Here is a 21925-nt window from a genome sequence, read left to right as displayed (position 1 = left end):
CCACGACGTATGGCAGCCAGAACTCGACGAGAACCGAACGAGCTCGACGCGGCCGAGCGCAACGCGATGCCGGCGCGCGAGTACGCGTTCCCGCGCGTGCGCAAGGAGCCGCTCAACGACGCGTCGCACGTGCGCAACGCCATCGCGCGGTTCGACCAGGTGCGTGACGTCTCCGACGAGGAGCGGCGGGAGGCGTTCGGGCGCATCCAGCGGGCCGCGGACCGCTTCGGGGTCGAGATGACCGCGTCGCGGTGGCAGGACCTGGGCAAGCCGGCGACCGGCAAGCCCAGATCCAAGTCGCAGTCCTAGGAGCCCGACGGGAGCATGGCCGCATCGGCGGCGCCGAGCAGGTCGAGGTAGCCCTCGATGAAGAAGGTCGCCTTGATCTGCGCGGTCTCCTGCGGGCCGAGCACGCCGGCCTCCGGCGCGTACGACATGCCGCCCGCCGGGCCGAGGGGCAGGACGATGGCGTCGGGCTGCGGGGCGTACACCTGCAGCTGCGAATCGCCCTCGATGAGCCGGCGGATGTTCGCGGCCGCGACCTCGGCGTGCTGCTGTGCCAGTCGGCCGGTCTTCATCTCCGGTACGCCGGTGACGTCGCCGACCGCGAAGACGGTCTCCTGCCCGGCGACCCGCAGGTGCTCGGTCACCTCGAGGCGCCCGTCGGCCCTTCGCGCCCCGGCCAGCTCGGCGCCCAGGTAGCCGGTGCCGGTCGCGGCGCCGTGGCAGGCGAACCACAGGTCGGCCGCGACGACGTCGCCGGACCGGGTGCGCACCGTGAACGGCGCGACCAGGCCCGGCGCGGTCGCGGGCGGCTCGGCCAGGCTCGTGCCGAGCAGCAGCCGCACGCCGAGGCCGGCCAGCTGCTCGCGCAGCCGGGCGCGGAACTCGCCGGGGAAGCGCCCCGACACCAGGTCCGCGTGCGGGTCCACGACCGTGACCGGCTTGCCGGGCCACTCGGCGGCGATCTCGCCGGCGAACTCCAGGCCGACCGGGCCGGCGCCGAGCAGTAGCACGCCGGAGGCGCGCTCGAGCTCGCCGCGCAGCCGGTGCAGCCGGTCCGCGGCCGCCGCGGCGTCCGTCGTGTCGATCTTGGCCGGGAAGGGGTACGTCGTCCCGGTCGCCAGCACGATGTAGTCCGCCGGCAGCACCTCGCCCGACTCCAGCTCGACCGCGCCCGGGCGCACGCTCGCGGCCCGGTCCCGCACGACCCGCCCGCGGGCCAGCAGCCCGTCGTACCGGATGAACAGCCGCGGCACCCACTCCGGGCGCACCGCCGCGCGCAGCGCGGCGACATTGTGCACGAACGTCTCGCGCGGCTCGACCAGCGTCACGTCCGCGACGTCGTCCAGCGCCTTCGCCGCCGTGATGCCCCCGTACCCGCCGCCCACCACGACAATTCGACTCGAGAGTCGCTTCGATAGCTCCATGCCCTCGACCCTCGCCGCGCGCCGGGCTTTCGGGGAGGCCGAGCCCAGGGTGGTACCGCGGGGGCCACCATCGCGGCGGCGGGCGCTGTTACGGTCGGTTCATGAGTGAGCTCGGCCTGTTCCTGCGCACCCGCCGAGAGGCGGTCACCCCCGCCGAGGCGGGCTTGCCGGCGGGACCGCGCCGGCGCACGCCGGGGCTGCGCCGTTCGGAGCTGGCGGGGCTGTCCGGGGTGAGCATCGAGTACGTGACCCGCCTCGAGCAGGGCCGCGACCGTCACCCGTCGGCGCAGGTCCTCTCCGCCCTCGCCGACGCGCTGCGCATGACGACGTCGCAGCGGCTGCACCTGTACCGCCTGGCCAAGGGGGCCGACCCGGGCTTCTCCTGCCGCGGGAAGGGCGCCGAGGCGCCGCGCACGGTCCGCCCGACCGTCCGCGCGCTGCTGGACCGCCTGGGCCCGACGCCGGCCGCGGTGCTCAACCGGCTCGGCGACGTCGTCGCGCACACCGACGCGTTCGAGCGGCTGGTCGCGCCGCTGGGGCTGCTGGACGCCCCGGCGCCGAACCTGGCCCGGTTCGTGCTCGCCGACGCCCGCGCCCGCGAGGCGTTCCCCGACTGGGAGCACGTCGCCGACGAGCAGGTCGCGGCGCTCAAGCACGGGCCGTTCCGCGCCGACCCACAGGTCGCGGCGCTGGCCGACGAGCTGACCGTGGTCGCGGGGCCGGCGTTCACCGGGCGCCTGGAAACGGTGCCGGGGCTGCCCCGCGCCTCGGGCGTGCTGCGCCTGGCGCACCCGGAAGCGGGGGCGCTGCGCCTGGCCTACGAGACCCTCGAGCTGCCGGCCGACGACGATCAGCGCCTGATGGTGTACCTCCCGGCCGACGCCGCCACCGAGGCCGCCCTCGCCGAGCTCACGGCCCCGCCACGGCAGCCGCTGCGGCTGGTCGCCGGCTGAGCGCGGGCCAGGTCGCGGCGAGCAGCAGCAGCATCAGCCCGCCGCCCAGGCCCAGCCCGGCCCGCGCCGACACCTGGGCGGCCGCGCCGGCGAGCAGGCCGGTGAGCGGGTTGCAGCCCGGCAGCGCCATCGCCCAGATCCCCATGATGAGCCCGCGCATGCCCGCAGGCGCCGCAAGCTGCACCAGGGTGTTGGCCGTCGCGATCAGCCAGATGGAGAAGAAGCCGACGACGACCATGCCGGCGAACGCGCCCGCGGCCACCGGCGTCAGGCACGTCGCCAGCACCGACAGCGAGGTGGCCAGGGCCAGGTTGCGCACCAGCCGCGGTGCGGGCGCGCCGTTCGTGCTCGCGGCCATGAACGCGCCGGGCAGGGCGCCCAGGCCGAAGCAGGCGGTGAACGCGCCGTACCCGCCGCCGCCGAGGTGCAGCGCCCGCGTGGCGAACAGCGGCGTGGTCACGGCCAGGTTGAACACCATGCCGCTCACGGCGGCCAGCACGATGCAGGACAGCAGCACCGGGTCGCGGCGCACGAGGGCCAGCCCGGCGCCGATGCGCCGCGGCTCCCGCGCGGGCGCGGTCCGCGGCGGCGGCGCGGCGGCCGGGCGCAGCCACAGCAGCAGTGCGGCCGTCGGCAGGTAGGTGGCGGCGTTGAACGCCAGGCACGAGGCGATCCCGGTGGTGGCCAGCAGCACCCCGCCGACCGCCGGGCCGAGCGCACGTGAGGCGTTGAGCACCACCTCGTACAGGCCCACGGCGCTGGTCAGGCGGGCCGGGCCGACCAGCTCGAAGACGTACACCTGCCGCGCCGGCTGGTCGAGGGCGAACACGGCGCCGTTGAGCGCGGCGAACGCGTAGAGCATCCAGAGCCGGATGCCGCCGCCGGCGATCAGGCCCGCCTGCGCGGCGGCGAGCGCGGCGAACGCGACGTTGGTGGCCAGCAGCAGCCGGCGCACGTCGACCCGGTCCACGAGAGCGCCCGCCCACGGGCCCGCGATCAGGGTCGGCAGGAACATCAGCGCCGTGATGAGGGCGATGTCGACCGCGCGGCCGGTCATGTTCAGCACCAGCCAGGACTGCGCCACCGCCGAGGTCATCGTCCCGGACGCCGACAGGATCTGGGCGAGGAACCACCAGCGGTACCGCGGATCGCGCAGCGACTCGAACGCTCGGAGCATCACGGCCGGGGACTCTACCTTACCGGTAAAGTCCCCGGCCGGCTTCGGTCAGTTGCCCAGGAAGATGGGGTTGGTCAGGGCCACCATCGTGTCGGCGGTGGTCGGGGTGGGTGTCTGGCGGCGGACCTCGGCGCGCACGTAGCGCGAGTTGCGCGCCACCGTCGTCCACGTCACCGCCGCCGTGCCCTCGGCCGGCAGCACGGTGGCGAAGCGCTGGCCCTGGTCGGTGACGATCCGCGCGGCGCAGCCGGGCGCGCCGGACACCTGCAGGGTCACCGTCACCGGGGCGTCGTCGGCGACCCGCAGCCGCTCGCCGATGCCGGCGCCGCGGCCCGCGGCCGTCGCCGTGAACGACAGGTCGACGGCGGCGGACTCGGCGATCCACAGCCGGCCCGCGCGGACGCCGTCGAGGATCGCGCGGCGGTCCAGGCCCGAGGCGTTGACCACGTTGTGCGGCAGCCCGACGACCTGCGGCTCGCTGTGCGCGTCGCTGTCGCCCACCGCCGGCAGCCAGTCCTCGCGCCGCTCCCGCACCGACGCGACCAGCAGGTTGTCCCAGCCGGCCAGCACCGCCTCGTCGTCGAGGGTCCACGGGCCGTTCCACACCTCGACGGCGTCCAGCCCCGCGTAGCCGAACTTCCAGCCGCAGGCGACGCAGGTGGCCAGCGGGTGCGCGGCGACGGCGAGGCCGCCGGCGCGGTGGATCTGCTGCACGAAGCGGGCCAGGGCGCCGTCGACCGCGCGGTAGCGCCAGTCGATCCACGTGCCGGGCGGCAGGCCCAGCGCGGTGAAGTGGCCGTTGCGGGTGGTGATCTCCTCGCCGTCGATGATGAGCAGGTCCGGGCCGGCGAACTCGCCCCAGACGCCGGCGGCGCTGGACGTGTTGTGCTCGGTGGAGACGATGAAGTCGAGCTTCGCGGCGCGCGCGGCGGCGGCGAGCTCGGCGGGCTGGCGCCGCCCGTCGGAGTGCACGGTGTGCAGGTGCATGTCGCCGCGGTACCAGGCGGCACCCCGGCCGGTCGCGCGCGACGGCGCCGGGTTGGGCCGGAACGCGGGGCCGTCGGGGCCGTACTCGAGCGTGATCGTGGCGGTCCAGTTCAGGCCCTGCGGGTGCACGGTGTACGGGCCGAAGATGATGTGCCAGGTGCCCTTGCGCACCGGGCCGGGCAGGTAGCCGGGCGTGGCGTCGGAGGCCGAGACGGTGAACCCGGTGCGGAAGCCGCCGGACCAGCCGCGGAAGCCGCGGTCGTCGCCCAGGTCGATGCCGTGCTCGTCGAACAGCCCGATGTCCAGGGCGTTGCCGTTCTGGCCGGGCGGCGCGGGCGGGCGGTCGTAGGAGTACTCGACGGTGAGCCGGTTGACCCCGGCCGGCACCTCGATCGGGACGTACACCCAGTCGGGCGCCCCGTACGCGATGTGGCCGGTGATCGTTCGCGACTGGCTGGTGGCGGCGGCCGCGGGGAACGCGACGGGGTCGAGGACGACCGCGCCGCCGGCGACACCGGCCGCGGCGCCCACCTTCGCGGTGCTGATGAGCAGTTGACGACGATCCATGTTCGCAGCCTGCCGCCCCGCGGTGGCCGCGTGGCGTCATCCAGGTGACGATCCACCTATGGCAGACTGCGCCGCGTGTACCCCACCCGCCGGTACCGCGGCCGCACGTTCTTCGGCCCGTTCGAGCCGGTCGACCCCGCCGATCTCGCGGCGGTCGAGGCGGACCTCGGCGGCCCGCTCCCGCCCGGCTACCGGGCGCTGCTGGAGGCGGTCAACGGCGGCACCGCCCACTACACGATCGACATCGGCGGCGAGCCGCTCGGCTTCGAGCTGTTCTCGGCGGCGGCCCTGCGCCGGGAGGTGCCGCGCCGCCCGCCGGGCGCGGACCTGATGCCGATCGCGGCCGACGGCGGCGGCTCGCTGCTGTTCCTCGCGCCGGACGGCCGGGTGGTCGCCTTCGTGCACGGGCTGCCGGCGTGGACCGGGCGCTCGCCGCAGGACGCGATGCACGAGGTCGCCGGCGACATCGAGCAGTACCTCGACCGGCTGGCGCTCGACGACGACACCGTCGAGCTGCTGTGGCAGGACGCGGAGGACCTGGAGCCGGACGACGAGTGGCGCATCGCCGTGGAGACGTTCCTCGACGCGGAGTCACAGGGCTGGCGTAACCGGTTTTGACGGCGCAGACCTGGGCAGGTGCAGGTCGTCCCCACGTTTCGCACCGCAGGAGGCACCAGGTGACTGTCGGCGGCATTCTTTCCGCGATCGTGGTCGGGCTCATCGTCGGCGTGCTCGGACGGCTCGTCGTGCCCGGCAAGCAGCACATCCCTATCTGGCTCACGATGGTCGTCGGCATCATCGCCGCGCTGATCGGCACCGCGATCGCGCGCGCGATCGGCGTCAGCACCTCGGGCTTCAGCTGGATCCAGCTCGCCATCCAGGTCGTGCTCGCGGCGGTCGGCGTGTGGGCCGTCGCAGGCTACTGGGGCCGGCGATCCGTCAGCAGATGAGCCAAACCCACAGTTTCCGCATCGCATGACAAGGGCGCCCCGAAAGGGCGCCCTTTGTACACCTGCCGGCCCTAGCGTGCCGGGTCATGGCCAACGTCGATCGTCGTACGTTTCTGCAGATGGCGGCGGCCGCCGCCGTCCCGCTGCCCTTCGAGCAGGCGCTGTCGATCCCGGCGCACGACAAGCACGGTTCGATCGAGGACGTCGAGCACGTCATCTTCCTGATGCAGGAGAACCGCTCGTTCGACCACTACTTCGGCACCATGCGCGGCGTGCGCGGCTACGCCGACCCGCACCCGGTGCGGTTGCCCTCGGGCAAGAGCGTGTTCCACCAGCCGGACGGCTCCGGCGAGGTGCTGCCGTTCCGCCCCGAGGTGCGCGACATGGGCAAGACGTTCCTGCCCGACCCGCCGCACGGCTGGAACGACACCCACGCGGCCTGGAACGGCGGGCGCTACGACGGCTGGGTGCCGAACAAGGGCGTCACGACGATGACCCACCACACCCGCCAGGACCTGCCCTACCAGCACGCGCTCGCCGACGCGTTCACGGTCTGCGACAACTACCACTGTTCGCTGCTCGGGCCGACGGACCCCAACCGGTACCACATGTGGACCGGATGGGTCGGCAACGACGGCAAGGCGGGCGGCCCGGTGATCACCAACGCCGAGGCCGGCTACGACTGGTCGACCTACCCCGAGCGGCTCGAGCGGGCCGGGATCTCCTGGAAGGTGTACCAGGACGTCGGCGTCGGCCTGACCGCCGAGGGCTACTGGGGCTGGACCGAGGACCCGTTTATCGGCAACTACGGCGACAACTCGCTGCTGTACTTCCACCAGTACCAGAACGCCGCCCCCGGCTCGCCCCTGGCGAAGGCCAAGCTCGGCACCGAGGTGAACAAGCTGGGCCGCAGCCCCGACGCCCTGCTGGCCGACTTCCGCGCCGACGTGCGCGCCGGCAAGCTGCCGCAGGTGTCGTGGATCGTCGCGCCCGAGGCCTACACCGAGCACCCGAACTGGGAGCCCGACTACGGCACCTGGTACGTCTCCCAGGTCATCAACACCCTGGCGGCGCACCCCGAGGTGTGGAGCAAGATGGCGCTGTTCATCACCTACGACGAGGAGGGCGGCTTCTTCGACCACCTCGTGCCGCCGACCCCGCCGGCGACCCGGGCCGAGGGCCTGTCCACCGTTGCGGTGACGAACGAGATCTTCCCCGGCTCGCCCGACCACCCCGCCGGCCCGTACGGCCTCGGCGTCCGCGTCCCGATGATCATCGTGTCGCCGTGGACCCGCGGCGGCTGGGTCAACTCGGAGCTGTTCGACCACACCTCGCTGATCCGCTTCCTGGAGCGCCGCTTCGCCCGCGGCCGCGCCGACCTGGTCGAGTCGAACATCACCCCGTGGCGGCGGGCCGTCACCGGCGACCTGACCTCGGCGTTCGACTTCAAGACCCCGAACGCCTCGCGCCGCGTCGACCTGCCCGGCACCGGCGACCTCAAGCCGGCGGACCTGACCCGCCAGCCCGACCAGGTCCCGGTCCCGCCCGCCGACGGCAAGCTGCCGGCGCAGGAGCGCGGCGTGCGCCCGGCCCGGGCCCTGCCGTACACGCTGCACGCCGACGCCCGCCCCTCGGCCGGCGCGTTCGCGCTGGAGTTGCGCAACAGCGGCGCGGCGACCGGCGTGTTCCAGGTCCGCTCGGCCGACCCGGCGCAGGACCCGCGCTCCTACACCGTCGAGCCGGCCAAGCAGGTCACCGACGTGTGGCCGGCCGACAAGGGCGCGGACCTGTCCGTGCACGGCCCGAACGGCTTCTTCCGCCGCTTCGCCACCGGCGCGGCGCACCCGGGCGTGGTGGCGCGCGCCCAGTACGACGCCCGGCACCTGACGCTGACGCTGGAGCTGACCAACCGCGGCGCCAAGCGGGTCGAGCTCGCCGTCGAGGACCGGTACACGGGCGACCACTCGCGCGTGGCGCTGCGCCCGGGCGAGACGCGCAGCGTCGACTTCGGCCTTTCCAAAAGCCGCGGTTGGTACGGCGTGACGCTGACCCTGCCGGGCGACGACCACTTCGCCGTGGAGTACGCCGGCCACCTCGAGAACGGCGAGCCCTCGATCAGCGACCCCGCGATGGGCGGGCTGCTTTAAGCTCGCTGCGCTCGCGGTGGGGCGCTGCTCCTAGGCTCGCTGCGCTCGCGGTGGGGGAGCTTCGCTCTACCCACACCCCCTCAAACCCGCAGCGGCGCGCCGGGAGGCGAGCGGGTTCGCTGTGCTCATCGGACCGGCTCGACGTATCGGCAGGAGATGCAGAACGATGGCCGTCACGCCCAGTGGCGGCCATCGTCCACAACGGTCGCCGAGGTCCTCAAGGGCTAGGTCGCCGCAATGGATGCAAGTCCCGAGCGCACATTCCCGCCTGATCCGAACGGGCAGCCTAGGCCCCACTGGGCGACGACTGTCGGCGGCTACGCTGGCCCGGTGGCCGAGATCACCGGGACGTTCGAGATCCATGTGACCGTCGAGGCGCGCCACGGCACGGACCTCGCCCGGTTCGCCGGGGAGCACGATGTCAAGTTCCTGCACATCGTCCTGGACCGCGGCCGGTTTCCGTCCCAGCCGATGCTCACCCTGCCCGCGCACGGCACCCTCGCCCAGGCGCGGAAGACGGCCGCCGAATGGCGGGAGCGGCTGCTCAAGCGCGGGCTCGCCCCGGCCCGGCTGAAGATCGAGGCGGCGCCGTGGTGCGACGGGCTGCCGCAGACCGACGACGAGGCGGCCGGGGAGCCGGCGGGGCGCTACTTCGAGCATCACGTGAAGCTTGCCCTGCCGGCTGCCCCGGTCGCCGCCATGCAAGCGGCCGCCGAAATCGGCGCGGCTCACGACGCCCGCCTGTCGCGCAACGCGCGGCGCCGCCACGACGGCGGCGGGCAGGAGCGGTTCCTCACCCAGCGCTGCCACCACGTCGGGCTGGACACCGCGACCCAGCGGCTCCAGCGGCTCACCACCGCGCTCCGCGACGCGGGCCTCGACGTGGTCAAGGTCGAGCAGGAGTACGTCGTCGAAGACTCCAACCTCGGCCACGACCGCGGCTGGATGACCCGCGAGACCGAGTCCTGGCGCGACGACGCCCGCGAGGCCACGATGCGCTCCGCGCCGGGCGGCTCCCCGCGCTACCCGCCCACCTACCTGCCGGTGCCGGCCGTCGGGCCGGTGCGGCAGACGGCGGCGTTCGATCCGGCCATGCGGCAGTACCAGAACGCATACCGGGCCGGTGAGCCCGCCTTCGCCGACGAGGGCACCGGCCGGCGGTGGCGGCAGGCCCGCCGCGCCGCCCTCGAGCACGCCCTCGGCGCGATCGCCCGCAGCCGCTGGGCCGGTCACCTCGTGCTGCGCGGCAGCGTCACGATGGCCGCGTGGGTCGGCGACGCCGCGCGCGACCCCGGCGACCTCGACTTCGTCGTCACCCCGCACACCATCGCCAGCGGCAGCGACCAGGCGCGGGAGCTGCTCGACGGCATCACCGACGCGCTCGCTGCAGACCCCGGCGCCGGCCTGCGGCCCGACCTCGTCGTCCACGCGGAGATCTGGACCTACGAACGCGCCGACGGCCGCCGCCTCGCCGTACCGTTCACCACCGGCGACCGCGGCCCCGGAGGCAGCATCCAGATCGACGTGGTCTTCGGCGAGCCGCTGCCGCTGCCGCCCGAGCCGATCACGCTGCCCGGCATCGAACGGCCGGTGCCGGCCGCGCCGCCCGAACTCGCCCTGGCGTGGAAGCTGCTGTGGCTGGCCACCGACACCTACCCCCAGGGCAAGGACCTCTACGACGCGGCGCTGCTGGCCGAACTCGCAGCACCCGAACTGCACTTCGTCCGCGACCTGCTGCGCCCCGAGCTGGGCGCCGAGGCCGACACGTTCTGCGCCGAGAGCGTGCTGGCGCTGACCGTCGACTGGCCGAACTTCACGGACGAATACCCCTGGGCCGACGGTACGGCGGAGCAGTGGCGCTGGCGCCTCGCGCTCGCCCTGGAGCGCGCCTGGGGGTAACGCCGCGGACTGGAACGCCCGCCGTGCCCTCTCGCTCATTGATCTTGAGGTCGATCTACCTGTCGGTGGTGCCGCGGTTGGGGACCAGTGCCGGCCACAGCATGTCGAGGGCGTCGGGCAGGATTGTCCGGTCGCAGGCGGTGGCGATGTTCCGCCATGCCTTCGCAGCCGATATATTGTGCCGCGTGGAAACCCCACTGCGTGAACCCACATTCCTGATCCTCACCGCCCTCGCCGGCGAGCCGATGCACGGCTACGGCCTGATCGCCGAGGTGGCCCGGCTGTCCGACGGCCGCATCTCGCTGCGGCCCGGCACGCTGTATGGCGCGCTGGACCGGCTGGTCGACGCGGGCCTGGTGGGCGTCGATCACGAGGAGATCGTCGCCGGCCGGCTACGCCGCTACTACCGGCTCACCGAGCCGGGCGGCGAGGTGCTGGCCGCCGAGACCGAACGCATGCGCCGCAACGTCAAGGCGGCAACCACCCGGCTGCGCGCCGCCAAGGCCGCGCCCCGCCTGAGTCGAGGACTCGCATGAGCCCGCCGGAAAGCCGTCCGGACCGCCCGGAAGGGCATGGCCGAGAAGGCCCTGCGATGACCGATCTCGAACGGCGCTATGCGCGCTGGACGGCGCTGTTCTATCCGGCCGACGATCGGCGGAGGCGTGGCTCGGAGCTGGTGGACACCTACCTGTCCCTGGCCGCGCCCGACCGCAGGAGACCCTCGCCGGCCGACATCGCGGACCTCGCGGCCGGTGGGCTGCGCCGGCACCTACGGACCGCACCCGGCCTCGGCCCCGGCTTCCGGCTCGCCGGCCTGCTCGCACTGACGACCACGAGCGCGTTCGCGAGCGGGTGGGCGATCTTCGAGGCGCTGGCACCCATAGTGTTCCGGTCTAGGTATACCGGGCCTTTCATGTCCCTCGGGGTAGCGGCGTGGGCGGTCTGGTTGCTGACGGCCGTCGTGTACGTCGTCGCTCCCGGCCGGTGGTTTCGTCGCCTGGCGGTCCTCGCCGTGCTGGTCACCGCCGGTGTCGTGCCGGCCGCGATGCTGACCGGAATACCCCGCCCACCGCTGATCGTGCTGCTGCCCCAGCTCGTCCTCGGTATCGTCGCGGTGGGCGCCGCCACACGGCACCGCCGGTGGGTTCGGCTGACGCCGCTCGCCGCCGCAGCATTGACCATGCCGGTCACCGTTGCCGCGGAACTGCGCCTGAACTTCTACGGCGACTACTATCTGCCCGCCGTAACAGCATCGCCGGCCGCCGGGGTGGCGCTGCTGATCGGCGCGACGCTGCTCGCGCTCGGCCTGGCCGCCCGGCACGACTACCGCGGTGTCTGGGCGCTGCTGATCCTGCTCACGCCGATCGGCATGCTCGCACTGAACCCGCTCGGCGCGATGCTCGACGACGCCGGCCCCGGCCGGCCCCTCGTCCCGGCGTGGTCATCCATGGCCGCCGCTGCGACACTGGTCGCCGCGGTGGGACCGGCACTGCTGCTCCTGGCCCTCGCCGCAAGTGGTCGACGCTCAGCAGGTCGCCGGCCGCTGCCCGCCGAGGCGGCCCATTGCCCAACCTGCGGCGCCCCGTCAAATCCCGCGTAGTCCACGACACCTGAGCCGGACGTTGGTCGGAGGCCGGCGGGGACACGACAACGGTGGTTGACCGGAGGAACCGATCAACCACCGTTCGGCACCGGTCACCTGGACCGGCAGGTCGCATGGCGCGGGCGGCCGTGCGCCTCTGCTACCGCGCCGGCTCGAGGATGACGACCGGGATCTGGCGGGTCGTCTTGGCCTCGTAGTCGGCGAAGCCCGTGTACGCGGTCTTCTGGGCGGTCCAGATCCGCTCGCGCTCGTCGCCCTCGGCGACCCGGGCGACCAGGTCGACGGTGCCGGTGCCGATCTCGGCCGTGACCTGCGGGTTGGCCAGCAGGTTGTGGTACCAGTCGGGGTTGGTCGGCGCGCCGCCCTTGGACGCGAACACGGCGTAGCCCCCGTCCACCTTCTGGTACATCACCGGGCTCACGCGCTCGGCGCCGCTCCTGGCGCCCACCGTGTGCAGCAAGAGCAGCGGCGCACCGGCGAACGGGCCGCCGACCTTGCCCTCGTTGGCGCGAAACTCCTCGATGATCTTGTCGTTCCAGTCGCTCACGAACGTCTCCTGTTTCATGCATCCGGTTGTCCCGATCTTCATTCTGGCGCACGATCGGGGCATCAACAGCCGATTGGGGCGCCCATGCCGCGGATCGAGTTCGAGCTCACCACCACCGTCGCGCCGGCCCGCTTCATCGCGGCCCTGACGGACTTCTCCCCGGCGCGCGCCGAGACCTGGCCCAACGTCGACGAGGAGCACCTGAAGGTCCACGAGGTCGGCCCCACGTGGGCCGACGTCACCGAGGGGTCCTCGCTCGCCGGCGGGGTGTGGGAGCGCAACCGGTACGACTGGTCGACGCCCGGCACGGTCCGCGTCGAGACGAGCGAGTCGAACACGTGGCTGCCGGGCAGCTCGTGGCTCTACGTGGTCGCGCCGGCCGGCACCGGCAGCCACATCAAGGTCGCCGTCGACCGCCGCCCGGCCAACCTGCGCGGCCGGGTCGTCGCGCTGCTGCTGCTGGTCGCCGGCAAGCGGGCCCTGCGCGGCGCCACCGAACAGGTCCTGCGCAAGCTGCAGCAGCCCGCCGCCTGAGGTCGACTATCATCGCCCGCGTGATCGATGAGCTGGTCCGGCGGGCCGGGGAAGACGACGAGGAAGCGATCGACGAGCTGGTCGCGATCGCCGATGCCGAGCCCGAGCGGCTCGCGCCGCACCACCTGCGGATGCTGGAGCTGGACGTCATCTATCCGCCGAAGTTGTACCGCAAGGCCGGCGACGACGTCGTGCGGCGCATCGTCGAGCAGGTCGACGGCGGGCAGCCGGGCGGTCGGCTCAACCACCTGCTCGTCGCGCTGGCGCACAGCGGCCACCCGCTCGCCGAGGAGGCGTTGCGGCGGTGGGCGGAGGCGCCGGCGCCCGGGTGGGAGGAGCTGTTCGTCGGCGCGCTGTCCTACGCGCGCGAGGGCGGCTGGACCGTCGACCCGGACGGCCGGCGGCGGGCATTGTGCGGTGACGTCGCCTACGAGTGGCTGCTGCGCCAGGCGCCCGTGCGAGCGGACCGGGGCACCTGCCCGTGGTGCGCGTCGCCGCTGTGGACCGCGGCCGAGCTCGACACCGCCGACGCGGACGTCGCCGCCGCGCTGGCGCACACCGGGTGGAGCGGGCGGCTCACGCTGGAGACCTGCCACTTCTGCTCCTGCTACACGACGCTCTTCAGCCGCGTCACCCCGGACGGCGGCGCCGCCTGGTGGGACGGCAATGTCCGGCCCGGCTACATCGGCAAGACCGACGAGCCGGAGGAGCCGCCGGCGCTACTGCCGGTGGTGGGCCCGGCCCGGCCGACCCCGTTCCAGGCCAGCGCCTGGGAGGACGGCGGCTCGACGCTGGGCGGGCAACCCGAGTGGATCCAGGACGCCACGCACCCCGACTGCCCGGGCTGCGGGCTGGCGATGGCCTACGTCGGGCTGATCGGCGGCTCCGACCTCGACGAGTACGGCGAGGGCGCCTACTACCTGCACGTGCACGAGCCGTGCGGGTTCGCCGCGGTGAACTACCAGCAGAGTTAGGCGTACGGGTCGACGGCCTGGACGCCGCGCAGCCAGGCCGGGCGCTCGCCGGTGAAGTTCGGGCCCGTGCCCCACTCGCAGGCCGGGCCGGCGCCCTGGCCGATGTCCAGCGCCGAGCCGGCCGGGTCCTCGAGGTAGCGCTCGAGGTCCTCGGCGTAGGCGAGCAGCAGGCCGGCCCACGACGGGGCCAGGACGTCCCACATCGAGCACTCGACGTCCACCCGGACCACCTGGCCGGGGGCGCCGCCCGGCGGCGGGTCGAGGTCGAGATACCAGTGGACGTCGCCGTTCATGGTGCCGACCGGGACCTGGCCCGGCGCGCCGACGAGGGGGCGGACCGGGCCGTTGACGTGCAGGTCGGACCGGTCGATCCGGTACGCCCAGACGCCCGGCGTGTCGAAGACCGGGTCGTCGGAGGCGTTGTCGCGCCAGTGCCCGGTCCACTCGACCAGCTCCGCCGCGTCGTAGATCTGGTCCAGCGGCACCGGGCTCGGCTTGCCCCAGGTGGTGCCGTTGTGCACGAGCAGGCTGGCGCGGAAGTCGGCCGGCAGCCGCACCCCGAGCGCCGCCTCGGCCGCGTCCACGTCGGCCGCGGCGGCCGGTGCGGGCAGGAACTCGAGCGACTCCGGCAGCGCCCGGGCCAGCGCGGTCTCGATCCGCGCCCAGGCGGCGGCGACGCGCTCATCGTCGGGCATGCCGCGCAGTCTGCCACGGCCCGGGGCATCTTCGCCTGTAAGTTTCCGGGCTCTTGAGGTACAAAATCCGCCAAAACGCCCGTCGAAAACGCCCTCCCTTCGTTCAGCACTCATGGTGCTCGATGGAAGGGAGACACCTATGCGAGGAAGAGTCAGGGCCGCGTTGGCCGCGGCGGGGCTGCTGGTGGCGACGGGCGCCGCCATCGTGCTCACCACCGGTGCGGCGCAGGCCGACACCACGATCTGCGAGAAGTACGGCTCGACGACCATCCAAGGTGGACGGTACGTCGTGATGAACAACGTCTGGGGCACCGACCAGCCGCAGTGCATCAACGTCACCAGCACCGGGTTCAGCATCTCGCAGGCCAACCACAACGTGCCGACGAACGGCGCGCCGGCCTCGTACCCGGCGGTCTACTACGGCTGCCACTACGCCAACTGCAGCTCGGGCAGCATCCTGCCGCTACGGGTCAGCGACTCGCGGTTCGCCGGCATCCAGACCTCGGTGGGCATGAGCTTCCCGGGGTCGGGGCAGTGGGACGCGGCGTACGACATCTGGTTCGACCCGACGGCGCGCACCGACGGGCAGAACACCGGCGCCGAGATCATGGTGTGGGTCAACCACGCCGGGGCTCCGCAGCCGGTCGGTTCCAGGGTCGGCACGGCGAACATCGCCGGCGGGACCTGGGACGTGTGGGAGGGCAACATCGGCTGGAACGTCATCTCGTACGTGCGCAACCCGGGCACGAACTCGGTGAGCTTCGCGCCGTCCGCGTTCTTCAACGACGCGGTCTCCCGCGGTTACGCGCAGACGAGTTGGTACCTCACCAGCATCCAGGCCGGCTTCGAGCCGTGGACCGGCGGTCAGGGCCTGGCCGTGAACACCTTCAGCGTCACCACGAACGGGCAGCCGCCGGTCTCCACGCCGCCGGTCTCGACGCCGCCCGTGTCCACTTCCCCGTCGACTCCCGGTGGCGGGGGCGTCGGCAAGTGCTCGGTGACGTACACGAAGAACGACTGGGGCAGCGGGTTCACCGCTGACGTCAAGGTCACCAACACCGGCTCGTCGGCGCTGAGCGCCTGGACGGTCGGCTGGACCTTCTCCGGCAACCAGCACATCACCAACTCGTGGAACGCCAACGTGACCCAGTCGGGCAGCGGCGTCACCGCGAAGAACATGCCGTACAACGGCACCATCCCGCCGGGCGGATCGACGACGTTCGGTTTCCAGGCGACGTACTCCGGATCGAACCCGGTGCCGTCGCTCACCTGTTCGTAACCGGTTACGGAGAGCGCTCCCCGATCATGGAGAGCGCTCTCCGATTTATTCCAAGCCATTGACAGGTCTTGACCGAGGCTTCATTGTGGCTTCCTGAGAGAGCGCTCTCTCACACCGCTGTAACACCCCCGCCACGAAGGAGTCATCCAATGGACTGGTCGGTCTCCGCCCCCGGCCATCGATCCGGCAGATCGCTGGCGAGCAGGCGCACGCTCCGTTACGGCATCATCGCGCTCGCGGTGGCCGCCATGCTGTGCGCGTACATCGTCGCGGTCGTGACCCGCGCCAATGCCGCCGAGACCCTGTTGTCGCAGGGCAAGCCGACGACCGCCTCGTCGGCCGAGAACGCGGCCACCCCCGCCTCGAGCGCCACCGACGGCGACGCCGGCACCCGCTGGTCCAGCGCCTTCACGGTGCCGCAGTGGCTGCAGGTCGACCTCGGCTCCCAGCAGCAGATCACCCGGGTCGCGCTGAACTGGGAGGCGGCGTACGCGACCGCGTTCACCATCCAGACGTCCAACGACGCCGCCAACTGGACGAACATCTACTCCACCACGACGGGCGCCGGCGGCAACGTGAGCCTGCCCGTCACGGGCACCGGGCGCTACGTGCGGCTCAACGCCACGGCGAAGGCCACGCAGTACGGCGTGTCGCTGTGGGAGTTCCAGGTCTTCGGCGGCACCCCGACCACGCCCGGCAGCTGCGGCAGCGCCAACGCCGCGCAGGGCAAGCCGGCCAGCGCCTCCTCGACCGAGAACGCCGGCACCCCGGCCGCGTCCGCGTTCGACGGCAACACCGGCACCCGCTGGTCCAGCGCGGCCGCCGACCCGCAGTGGCTGCAGGTCGACCTGCAGTCGGTGCAGCAGATCTGCGGCGTGACGCTGAACTGGGAGGCGGCGTACGCGACCGCGTTCTCGATCCAGACGTCGACCGACGGCACCAACTGGGCGACGGCGTACACCACGACCACCGGCACCGGCGGCGTGCAGAACCTCAACGTCACCGGCACGGGGCGCTACGTGCGGATGAACGGTACCGCCCGGGCCACGCAGTGGGGCTACTCGCTGTGGGAGTTCCAGGTGCGGGTCACCGGCGTGCCGTCGACCACCAACGACACCCCCAGCAGCCCGAGCCAGTCGCCGTCCAACCCCGGCAACGCGGTGCTGCTGTCGTACAACAAGCCGGCCGTCGCCTCGACCTTCCAGAACGACGCCAACTGCAACCCGTGCACCGCCGACAAGGCGTTCGACAACGACCCGGCCAGCCGCTGGGCGACCAGCCCGACCAACGGGTGGGTCGACCCGGGCTGGATCTACGTCGACCTCGGCGCGCAGGCCCACATCACGCAGGTCGTCCTGCAGTGGGACCCGGCCTACGCCGTGTCGTACCAGATCCAGACCTCCAACGACGCCGCCAACTGGACGAACATCTACACCACCACGACGGGCAAGGGCTTCAGGGAGACCCTGACCGTCGACGGCAACGGCCGTTACGTGCGGATGTACGGCACCCAGCGTTCCAACGGCTACGGCTACTCGCTGTGGGAGTTCAAGGTGTACGGCACCGGCGGCGCGCCGACCCAGCCCCCGGCCCCGCCGGCCGACCCGATCTTCCCGGCCACCAACCTGGTCTGGAGCGACGAGTTCAACACCGGCACCAACGTCGACACCTCCAAGTGGACGATCGACGCGGGCACCGGCCAGAACGGTGAGATCCAGTACTACAGCAACCTGGCCAACACGAGCATCCAGGGCGGTTCGCTGGTCATCGAGGCCCGCAAGGAGACCGCCGGCGGCCGCGACTACACCTCGGGCCGCATCAACACCAGCAACAAGTTCTCGACCCAGTACGGCCGCGTCGAGGCCCGGATCAAGGTGCCGAAGGGCAACGGCCTGTGGCCCGCGTTCTGGATGATGGGCACCGACTTCCTGACCGGCCGCCCCTGGCCGTACAACGGCGAGATCGACATCATGGAGATCCTGGGCAAGAGCACCGTGGACGTGTACTCCACGCTGCACGCCCCCGCCTACAACGGCGGCGGCGGATACGGCCAGAAGCTCACGACCGTCGACCTGTCGCTGGACTACCACGTGTACTCGGTCGAGTGGGACAGCAAGCACATGACGTTCCGCGTCGACAACCAGGTGATCCTCGTGGCCAACAAGGACACCGTCGAGACGACCCGGGGCCCGTGGGTCTACGACCACCAGTTCTACATCATCCTCAACCTGGCCGTCGGCGGTGACTTCCCCGGCCCGATCGACGCCACCACGCCGTTCCCGTCGCGGATGTACGTCGACTACGTCCGGGTCTACAAGTAAGTCCCCAGGAAACCCTCCGAACCAGCCGCGGGTGGACGTGACGCGCCGAATCCGTCCACCCGCGGCTCCTCATCGCATCGGGGCACGATCTACCGTGGCATCCATGACGGGCAGCGACTCGCGACCGCCCACCCTCGAGCAGGTCGCCAACTACGCCGGGGTGTCCCGGGCCACGGTCTCCCGGGTCATCAACGGCGTGCAGACCGTTGACCCCGAACTTCGCCGCACGGTGGAGCGGGCCATCGCCGCGACCGGGTACGTGCCGAACCTGGCCGCCCGGTCCCTGGTCACCCGGCGTACCGACTCGATCGCGCTCGTGGTCTCGGAGCCGGAGAACCGCGGCTACTCGACCCCGTTCCTGACCCGCATGTTCACCGACCCGTTCCTGGGCCGCGTGACCGCCGGCGCGCAGGAGGTGCTGCGCCCGCTCGGCATCCACCTGGTCATCTTCCTGGCCGACCCGCCCGCGCGGCCGCATCTGCTGCGGTACCTCAGGCAGGGCCACGTCGACGGCGCCCTGCTGATCTCCAGCCACGTCGACGACCCGCTGCCCGCCCAGCTCGTGGAGCTCGGCGTGCCGGTCGTCCTGTCCTGCCGCCCCGGCCACCCGGTGACCATCAGCTATGTCGACGTCGACCAGCGAGCCGGCGTCCGCCTGGCCGTCGACCGCCTGGCGGCCCTCGGCCGCCGCAGCATCGCCACGATCACCGGCCCGCTCGACATGCCGGCCGCACAGGACCGCCTGGCCGCCTTCGAGGAGGCCGCGGCCGCACACGGCCTGACCCCTTCGCACGTCGAGGGCGACTTCACCCGCAACGGCGGCGAGCGCGCCGCGGCTCGCCTGCTCACCGAGCTCCCCGACGTCGACGGCGTCTTCGTCGCGAACGACCTCATGGCCGACGGCGCGCTGCGCGTGCTGCAGGAGGCCGGCCGCCGGGTCCCGGAGGACATCGCGGTCATCGGCTTCGACGACAGCACCGCCGCCCTGGAGTGCCACCCGCCGCTGTCCACGGTCCGCCAGCCGGTCGAGGAGATGGCCGGCGAGATGGCCCAGCTGCTGCTCACCCGCATCCGCGAGCCCGGCCGCTCCCCGCGCTCGGTCATCTTCAACCCCGAGCTGGTCGTGCGCGCCTCCGCCTGACTAGCAGGTGGAGTGGAACAGGCCGCCTACCGCCGTGGTGGCGACCAGGCCGTTGTAGATCTCGACGGCCTGCTTCGTCTCGGCGGTGTGGACCTCGATGCCGCGGGAGCGCAGCAGGGTCAGGGTCTCCTCGGGCACGCCCAGGCGCTCCTGCATGCCGCGGGAGAGGACCAGCGTCGTGGCGCCGGCCTCCAGGAGCTCCTCGACGTCGGCGGGCTGGATGCCGGGGTAGTGGCGGGTGCCGGTCTCGTCCCAGTCCCACTCGCGGGCGCCGCCCGGCCAGCACTTCGCGTCCTTGGCCTCGCCCAGGGATTCCACCTCGATCCTGCCCCACGCTATCGAGAGGATTCGCGGGGACCGTGCGAGCATCGGGCGTACACCACCTTTTTGCGAGCATAGGAGGACTCACGTGCCGAAAAGCATGCTCGACACACGGTACAGCGATCCGTCCGCCGAAGCGGTGCCATGGGGGGTCGTCGCGGAGCGGCTCGAGAGGGCCGGGGTCTACTGGATCACGACCGTGCGTGACAGCGGGCGGCCGCACATCACGCCGTTGATCGGGGTCTGGCTCGGCGACGCGATGTTGTTCTGCACCGGCGGGCAGGAGCAGAAGGCGCGCAACCTGGCCGGGAACCCGGCGGTGGCGCTGACCACCGGGACGGACGCGCTCGATCGCGGGATCGACGTCGTCGTCGAAGGCGACGCCGTGGTGCTGCGCGACGAGGAGGCGCTGCGGGTTGCTGCCGAGGCGTGGGCGGCCAAGTACGGGGAGACGTGGCGGTTCGAGGTGCGCGACGGTGCGTTCCACCACGCCGACGGCGGGGCCGCCGACGTGTACCGGGTCGCGCCGCGGGTCGTGTTCGCGTTCGGCAAGGACCCGTACTCACAGAACCGCTACACGTTCTGACGACGACGAGATCATCCTCGAATGGCTATGACACGAGTGCCAGGTCCGCGTCGCCGCAGACCGTGAGGCCCGGGTCCGGCACGTCGTCGGGGCCGCCGAGGAAGTAGACCTCGGGCACGAAACCCCAACGGCCGGGGTGCTCGTCGCCCTGCGTGAGTGCCCACCACACGTGGTGGGCGTGCGGCCAGCCGTACTGCGGCGGGAAGTCGTAGGAGGCGCCGCTGACGTGGCACTTGAAGTACTGCGCGCCGGCCGAGCGGTACAGCTGGTTCACCGCCGCCTCCGGCCCCAGCCCCTGCGAGGTGAAGGTCGCGAACACCGGGATGCGGGTCATCGCGCCCGAGGTGCGCGAGGAGTCCCACAGCAGCGGGCAGCGGTACGACAGCGCCCGCTTGTTGGCGGGCCGGCTCTCCCACACGCAGGGAGCCTGGTCCCGGTCGGCGGCACCCGCGGTCTCCTGGATGCCGTCGCCGGGGCCGGTGTCGACCGCGGCCGGGGTCTGCTGCGGCGGCGGGGTCCTGGTCGTCTTGACCGTGAGCGGCCGCTCGGGTCCGACGGTCGCGGTGGCGGTCGCGTGTGGCCGGGACGAGAACGTGTCGCCGAGGGCGGCGACGGCGCCGGCCGCCACGACCGCGGCGATGACGGACACGATCAGGGCCGCCCGGGCGGCTCGGCCGAGCGACGGGATCCGGGTCGCCGGTACCGGGGCGGGCGGCGGCGCCGGCTCGAGCATGACGTGCGGCGTCGGGTCGGCGGCCAGCCGCGCCAGCTCGCCCTCGCCGTAGGCGATCCCGGCCATCACGTCGGCGGGCAGCCACGCCGGGCCGAAGACGCTCTCGACCGGGCGGCCGTGCGGCAGCAGTACCTCGAGCAGCCCGTCCGGCGTCGGCCGGCGCTCCGGGTCGGGGCCGGTGCAGGCGAGCACCACCCCGCGCAGCGGCTCGGGCACGTGCGCGAGGGCGGCCGCGTCGATCGGCGTGCCGGGCGTCGCCCCGGTGAGCGCGAAGCTGAGCACGGCGCCGAGCGCGTACACGTCGCCGGCCGGGGTGGGCGGGTCGGCCGGCGCGCCGTAGTACTCGGGCGGCACGTAGCCGGCGGTGCCGTACCGCGGGCCGTCCAGCGGCCGGCTCGCCTCCAGCACGCCCGAGATGCCGAAGTCGATCACCCGGGGCCCGTCGGCGAGCAGCAGCACGTTGGCCGGGGTGAGGTCGCCGTGCACGACGCCGGCCCGGTGTATGGCGACGAGGGCGTGGCACAGGCCGGCGGCCAGGGCGAGGACCGTGGCCGGCGGCAGGGCGCCGGCGCTGCCGACGGCGTGCAGCAGCGACGGCCCCGGGTAGTAGTCGGTGGCCAGCCACGGCGGGGAGCCGTGCGGGTCCATGCCGCGGATGTGCGCCACATACCGGCCGCGGACCCGGCTCGTCGCCTCCATCTCGCGCCGGAACCGCTCGGCGGCCCCCGCGTGGAGGCCGAAGGCGGGGCCGGCGGGGACCACCTTGACCACGAGGATCGAGCCGTCCTCGGCCTGCGCGAGGAACACGTCGCCCATGCCGCCGGGTGCGAGGCGGCGCAGCAGGCGGTAGTTGGCGATGTACGGCCGGTCGGTCGCGTTGAGCGGACGCATCGCGGCTCTCCCTGGTCGGCGGTCTAACGCACGGTAATCCCAGCGGAACCGGTGTGGTATCGGCCGAGACGACACGCACGGTGCCCGTACGCCTACCCATCGCTCGATCGGGGGGCACCCGATCGGTCAACCGGCCCGGGCCGCCCGGACGGCCCGGACCGCCGGTGCGGCCGCGAGGGCGACGGCGCCG

General features: G+C 72.8%; 21 protein-coding genes. 14 read left to right on the top strand and 7 right to left on the bottom strand.

Annotated elements, in window-relative coordinates; genetic code table 11:
- Positions 1-9: 9 nt before the first annotated feature.
- The gene (locus ABD901_RS16875) at positions 10-309 is read left to right on the top strand and encodes a DUF6582 domain-containing protein (protein WP_345127803.1); all 300 of its coding nucleotides are present in this window, start codon (positions 10-12) and stop codon (positions 307-309) included.
- Here ABD901_RS16875 and ABD901_RS16870 read toward each other — a convergent pair.
- Positions 306-1430 carry an FAD-dependent oxidoreductase gene (locus ABD901_RS16870; protein WP_345127802.1) on the bottom strand — a complete coding sequence of 375 codons (1125 nt, stop codon included), beginning with the start codon at positions 1428-1430 and terminating at the stop codon, positions 306-308. The genes ABD901_RS16875 and ABD901_RS16870 overlap by 4 nt on opposite strands.
- Positions 1431-1531: 101 nt before the next feature.
- Between ABD901_RS16870 and ABD901_RS16865 the strand changes: the two genes are divergently transcribed.
- The gene (locus ABD901_RS16865; protein WP_345127801.1) at positions 1532-2383 is read left to right on the top strand and encodes a helix-turn-helix domain-containing protein; all 852 of its coding nucleotides are present in this window, start codon (positions 1532-1534) and stop codon (positions 2381-2383) included.
- Here ABD901_RS16865 and ABD901_RS16860 read toward each other — a convergent pair.
- A complete protein-coding gene (locus ABD901_RS16860; RefSeq protein ID WP_345127836.1) occupies positions 2340-3560 on the bottom strand; it encodes an MFS transporter in 1221 nt (406 codons plus the stop codon). The two genes, ABD901_RS16865 and ABD901_RS16860, sit on opposite strands and share 44 nt — an antisense overlap.
- A gap of 48 nt (positions 3561-3608) precedes the next feature.
- Positions 3609-5114, bottom strand: a complete 1506-nt coding sequence (locus ABD901_RS16855) for a CehA/McbA family metallohydrolase (protein WP_345127799.1) — start codon at positions 5112-5114, stop codon at positions 3609-3611.
- A 75-nt stretch (positions 5115-5189) separates the two neighbouring features.
- Here ABD901_RS16855 and ABD901_RS16850 point away from each other — a divergent pair, with 75 nt between their 5' ends.
- From ABD901_RS16850 to ABD901_RS16825, 6 genes are all read left to right on the top strand, one after another.
- Positions 5190-5732: an SMI1/KNR4 family protein gene (locus ABD901_RS16850; protein WP_345127795.1), complete on the top strand. Its 543-nt coding sequence runs from the start codon at positions 5190-5192 to the stop codon at positions 5730-5732.
- A 59-nt stretch (positions 5733-5791) separates the two neighbouring features.
- On the top strand, positions 5792-6064 hold the full coding sequence (locus ABD901_RS16845; RefSeq protein WP_345127793.1) for a GlsB/YeaQ/YmgE family stress response membrane protein: 273 nt from the start codon (positions 5792-5794) through the stop codon (positions 6062-6064).
- An 86-nt stretch (positions 6065-6150) separates the two neighbouring features.
- The gene (locus ABD901_RS16840; RefSeq protein WP_345127792.1) at positions 6151-8211 is read left to right on the top strand and encodes a phosphocholine-specific phospholipase C; all 2061 of its coding nucleotides are present in this window, start codon (positions 6151-6153) and stop codon (positions 8209-8211) included.
- 330 nt (positions 8212-8541) lie between these two features.
- Positions 8542-10110 carry a nucleotidyl transferase AbiEii/AbiGii toxin family protein gene (locus tag ABD901_RS16835; RefSeq protein WP_345127791.1) on the top strand — a complete coding sequence of 523 codons (1569 nt, stop codon included), beginning with the start codon at positions 8542-8544 and terminating at the stop codon, positions 10108-10110.
- A 185-nt stretch (positions 10111-10295) separates the two neighbouring features.
- Positions 10296-10646 carry a PadR family transcriptional regulator gene (locus tag ABD901_RS16830; protein ID WP_345127790.1) on the top strand — a complete coding sequence of 117 codons (351 nt, stop codon included), beginning with the start codon at positions 10296-10298 and terminating at the stop codon, positions 10644-10646.
- A 56-nt stretch (positions 10647-10702) separates the two neighbouring features.
- A complete protein-coding gene (locus ABD901_RS16825) occupies positions 10703-11710 on the top strand; it encodes a hypothetical protein (RefSeq protein ID WP_345127789.1) in 1008 nt (335 codons plus the stop codon).
- Positions 11711-11852: 142 nt separating this feature from the next.
- Here ABD901_RS16825 and ABD901_RS16820 read toward each other — a convergent pair whose 3' ends face one another.
- Positions 11853-12260 carry a nitroreductase family deazaflavin-dependent oxidoreductase gene (locus ABD901_RS16820; RefSeq protein WP_345127835.1) on the bottom strand — a complete coding sequence of 136 codons (408 nt, stop codon included), beginning with the start codon at positions 12258-12260 and terminating at the stop codon, positions 11853-11855.
- Between the two features lie 84 nt (positions 12261-12344).
- Between ABD901_RS16820 and ABD901_RS16815 the strand changes: the two genes are divergently transcribed.
- Complete coding sequence (locus ABD901_RS16815) at positions 12345-12794, top strand: hypothetical protein (RefSeq protein WP_345127788.1); 450 nt, start codon at positions 12345-12347, stop codon at positions 12792-12794.
- 20 nt (positions 12795-12814) lie between these two features.
- Positions 12815-13768, top strand: coding sequence for a hypothetical protein (locus ABD901_RS16810; RefSeq protein WP_345127787.1), 954 nt, complete (start codon positions 12815-12817; stop codon positions 13766-13768).
- Here ABD901_RS16810 and ABD901_RS16805 read toward each other — a convergent pair.
- Positions 13765-14463, bottom strand: coding sequence for an SMI1/KNR4 family protein (locus ABD901_RS16805; RefSeq protein ID WP_345127786.1), 699 nt, complete (start codon positions 14461-14463; stop codon positions 13765-13767). The genes ABD901_RS16810 and ABD901_RS16805 overlap by 4 nt on opposite strands.
- A 139-nt stretch (positions 14464-14602) precedes the next feature.
- Between ABD901_RS16805 and ABD901_RS16800 the strand changes: the two genes are divergently transcribed.
- The 3 genes from ABD901_RS16800 (at position 14603) to ABD901_RS16790 (ending at position 19204) form a co-directional block, all read left to right on the top strand.
- Positions 14603-15742, top strand: coding sequence for a glycoside hydrolase family 12 protein (locus ABD901_RS16800; protein WP_345127785.1), 1140 nt, complete (start codon positions 14603-14605; stop codon positions 15740-15742).
- 149 nt (positions 15743-15891) lie between these two features.
- The gene (locus tag ABD901_RS16795) at positions 15892-18063 is read left to right on the top strand and encodes a discoidin domain-containing protein (protein ID WP_345127784.1); all 2172 of its coding nucleotides are present in this window, start codon (positions 15892-15894) and stop codon (positions 18061-18063) included.
- A gap of 103 nt (positions 18064-18166) precedes the next feature.
- Entirely contained in the window at positions 18167-19204 is a 1038-nt protein-coding gene (locus tag ABD901_RS16790) for a LacI family DNA-binding transcriptional regulator (RefSeq protein ID WP_345127783.1), read from the top strand.
- Here ABD901_RS16790 and ABD901_RS16785 read toward each other — a convergent pair whose 3' ends face one another.
- The gene (locus tag ABD901_RS16785; protein WP_345127782.1) at positions 19205-19573 is read right to left on the bottom strand and encodes an Mth938-like domain-containing protein; all 369 of its coding nucleotides are present in this window, start codon (positions 19571-19573) and stop codon (positions 19205-19207) included.
- A 40-nt stretch (positions 19574-19613) separates the two neighbouring features.
- Here ABD901_RS16785 and ABD901_RS16780 point away from each other — a divergent pair, with 40 nt between their 5' ends.
- Complete coding sequence (locus tag ABD901_RS16780) at positions 19614-20111, top strand: pyridoxamine 5'-phosphate oxidase family protein (RefSeq protein WP_345127781.1); 498 nt, start codon at positions 19614-19616, stop codon at positions 20109-20111.
- A gap of 25 nt (positions 20112-20136) precedes the next feature.
- On the opposite strand, the gene ABD901_RS16775 is transcribed toward ABD901_RS16780, so the two are convergent.
- A complete protein-coding gene (locus ABD901_RS16775) occupies positions 20137-21735 on the bottom strand; it encodes a serine/threonine-protein kinase (RefSeq protein ID WP_345127779.1) in 1599 nt (532 codons plus the stop codon).
- Positions 21736-21925 lie beyond the last annotated feature (190 nt).

It is taken from the genome of Dactylosporangium darangshiense (assembly GCF_039537565.1).
Taxonomy (GTDB): domain Bacteria; phylum Actinomycetota; class Actinomycetes; order Mycobacteriales; family Micromonosporaceae; genus Dactylosporangium; species Dactylosporangium darangshiense.
The sequence above is the reverse complement of the archived record's forward strand: the minus strand, read 5'-3'. Positions and strand labels throughout refer to the sequence as shown.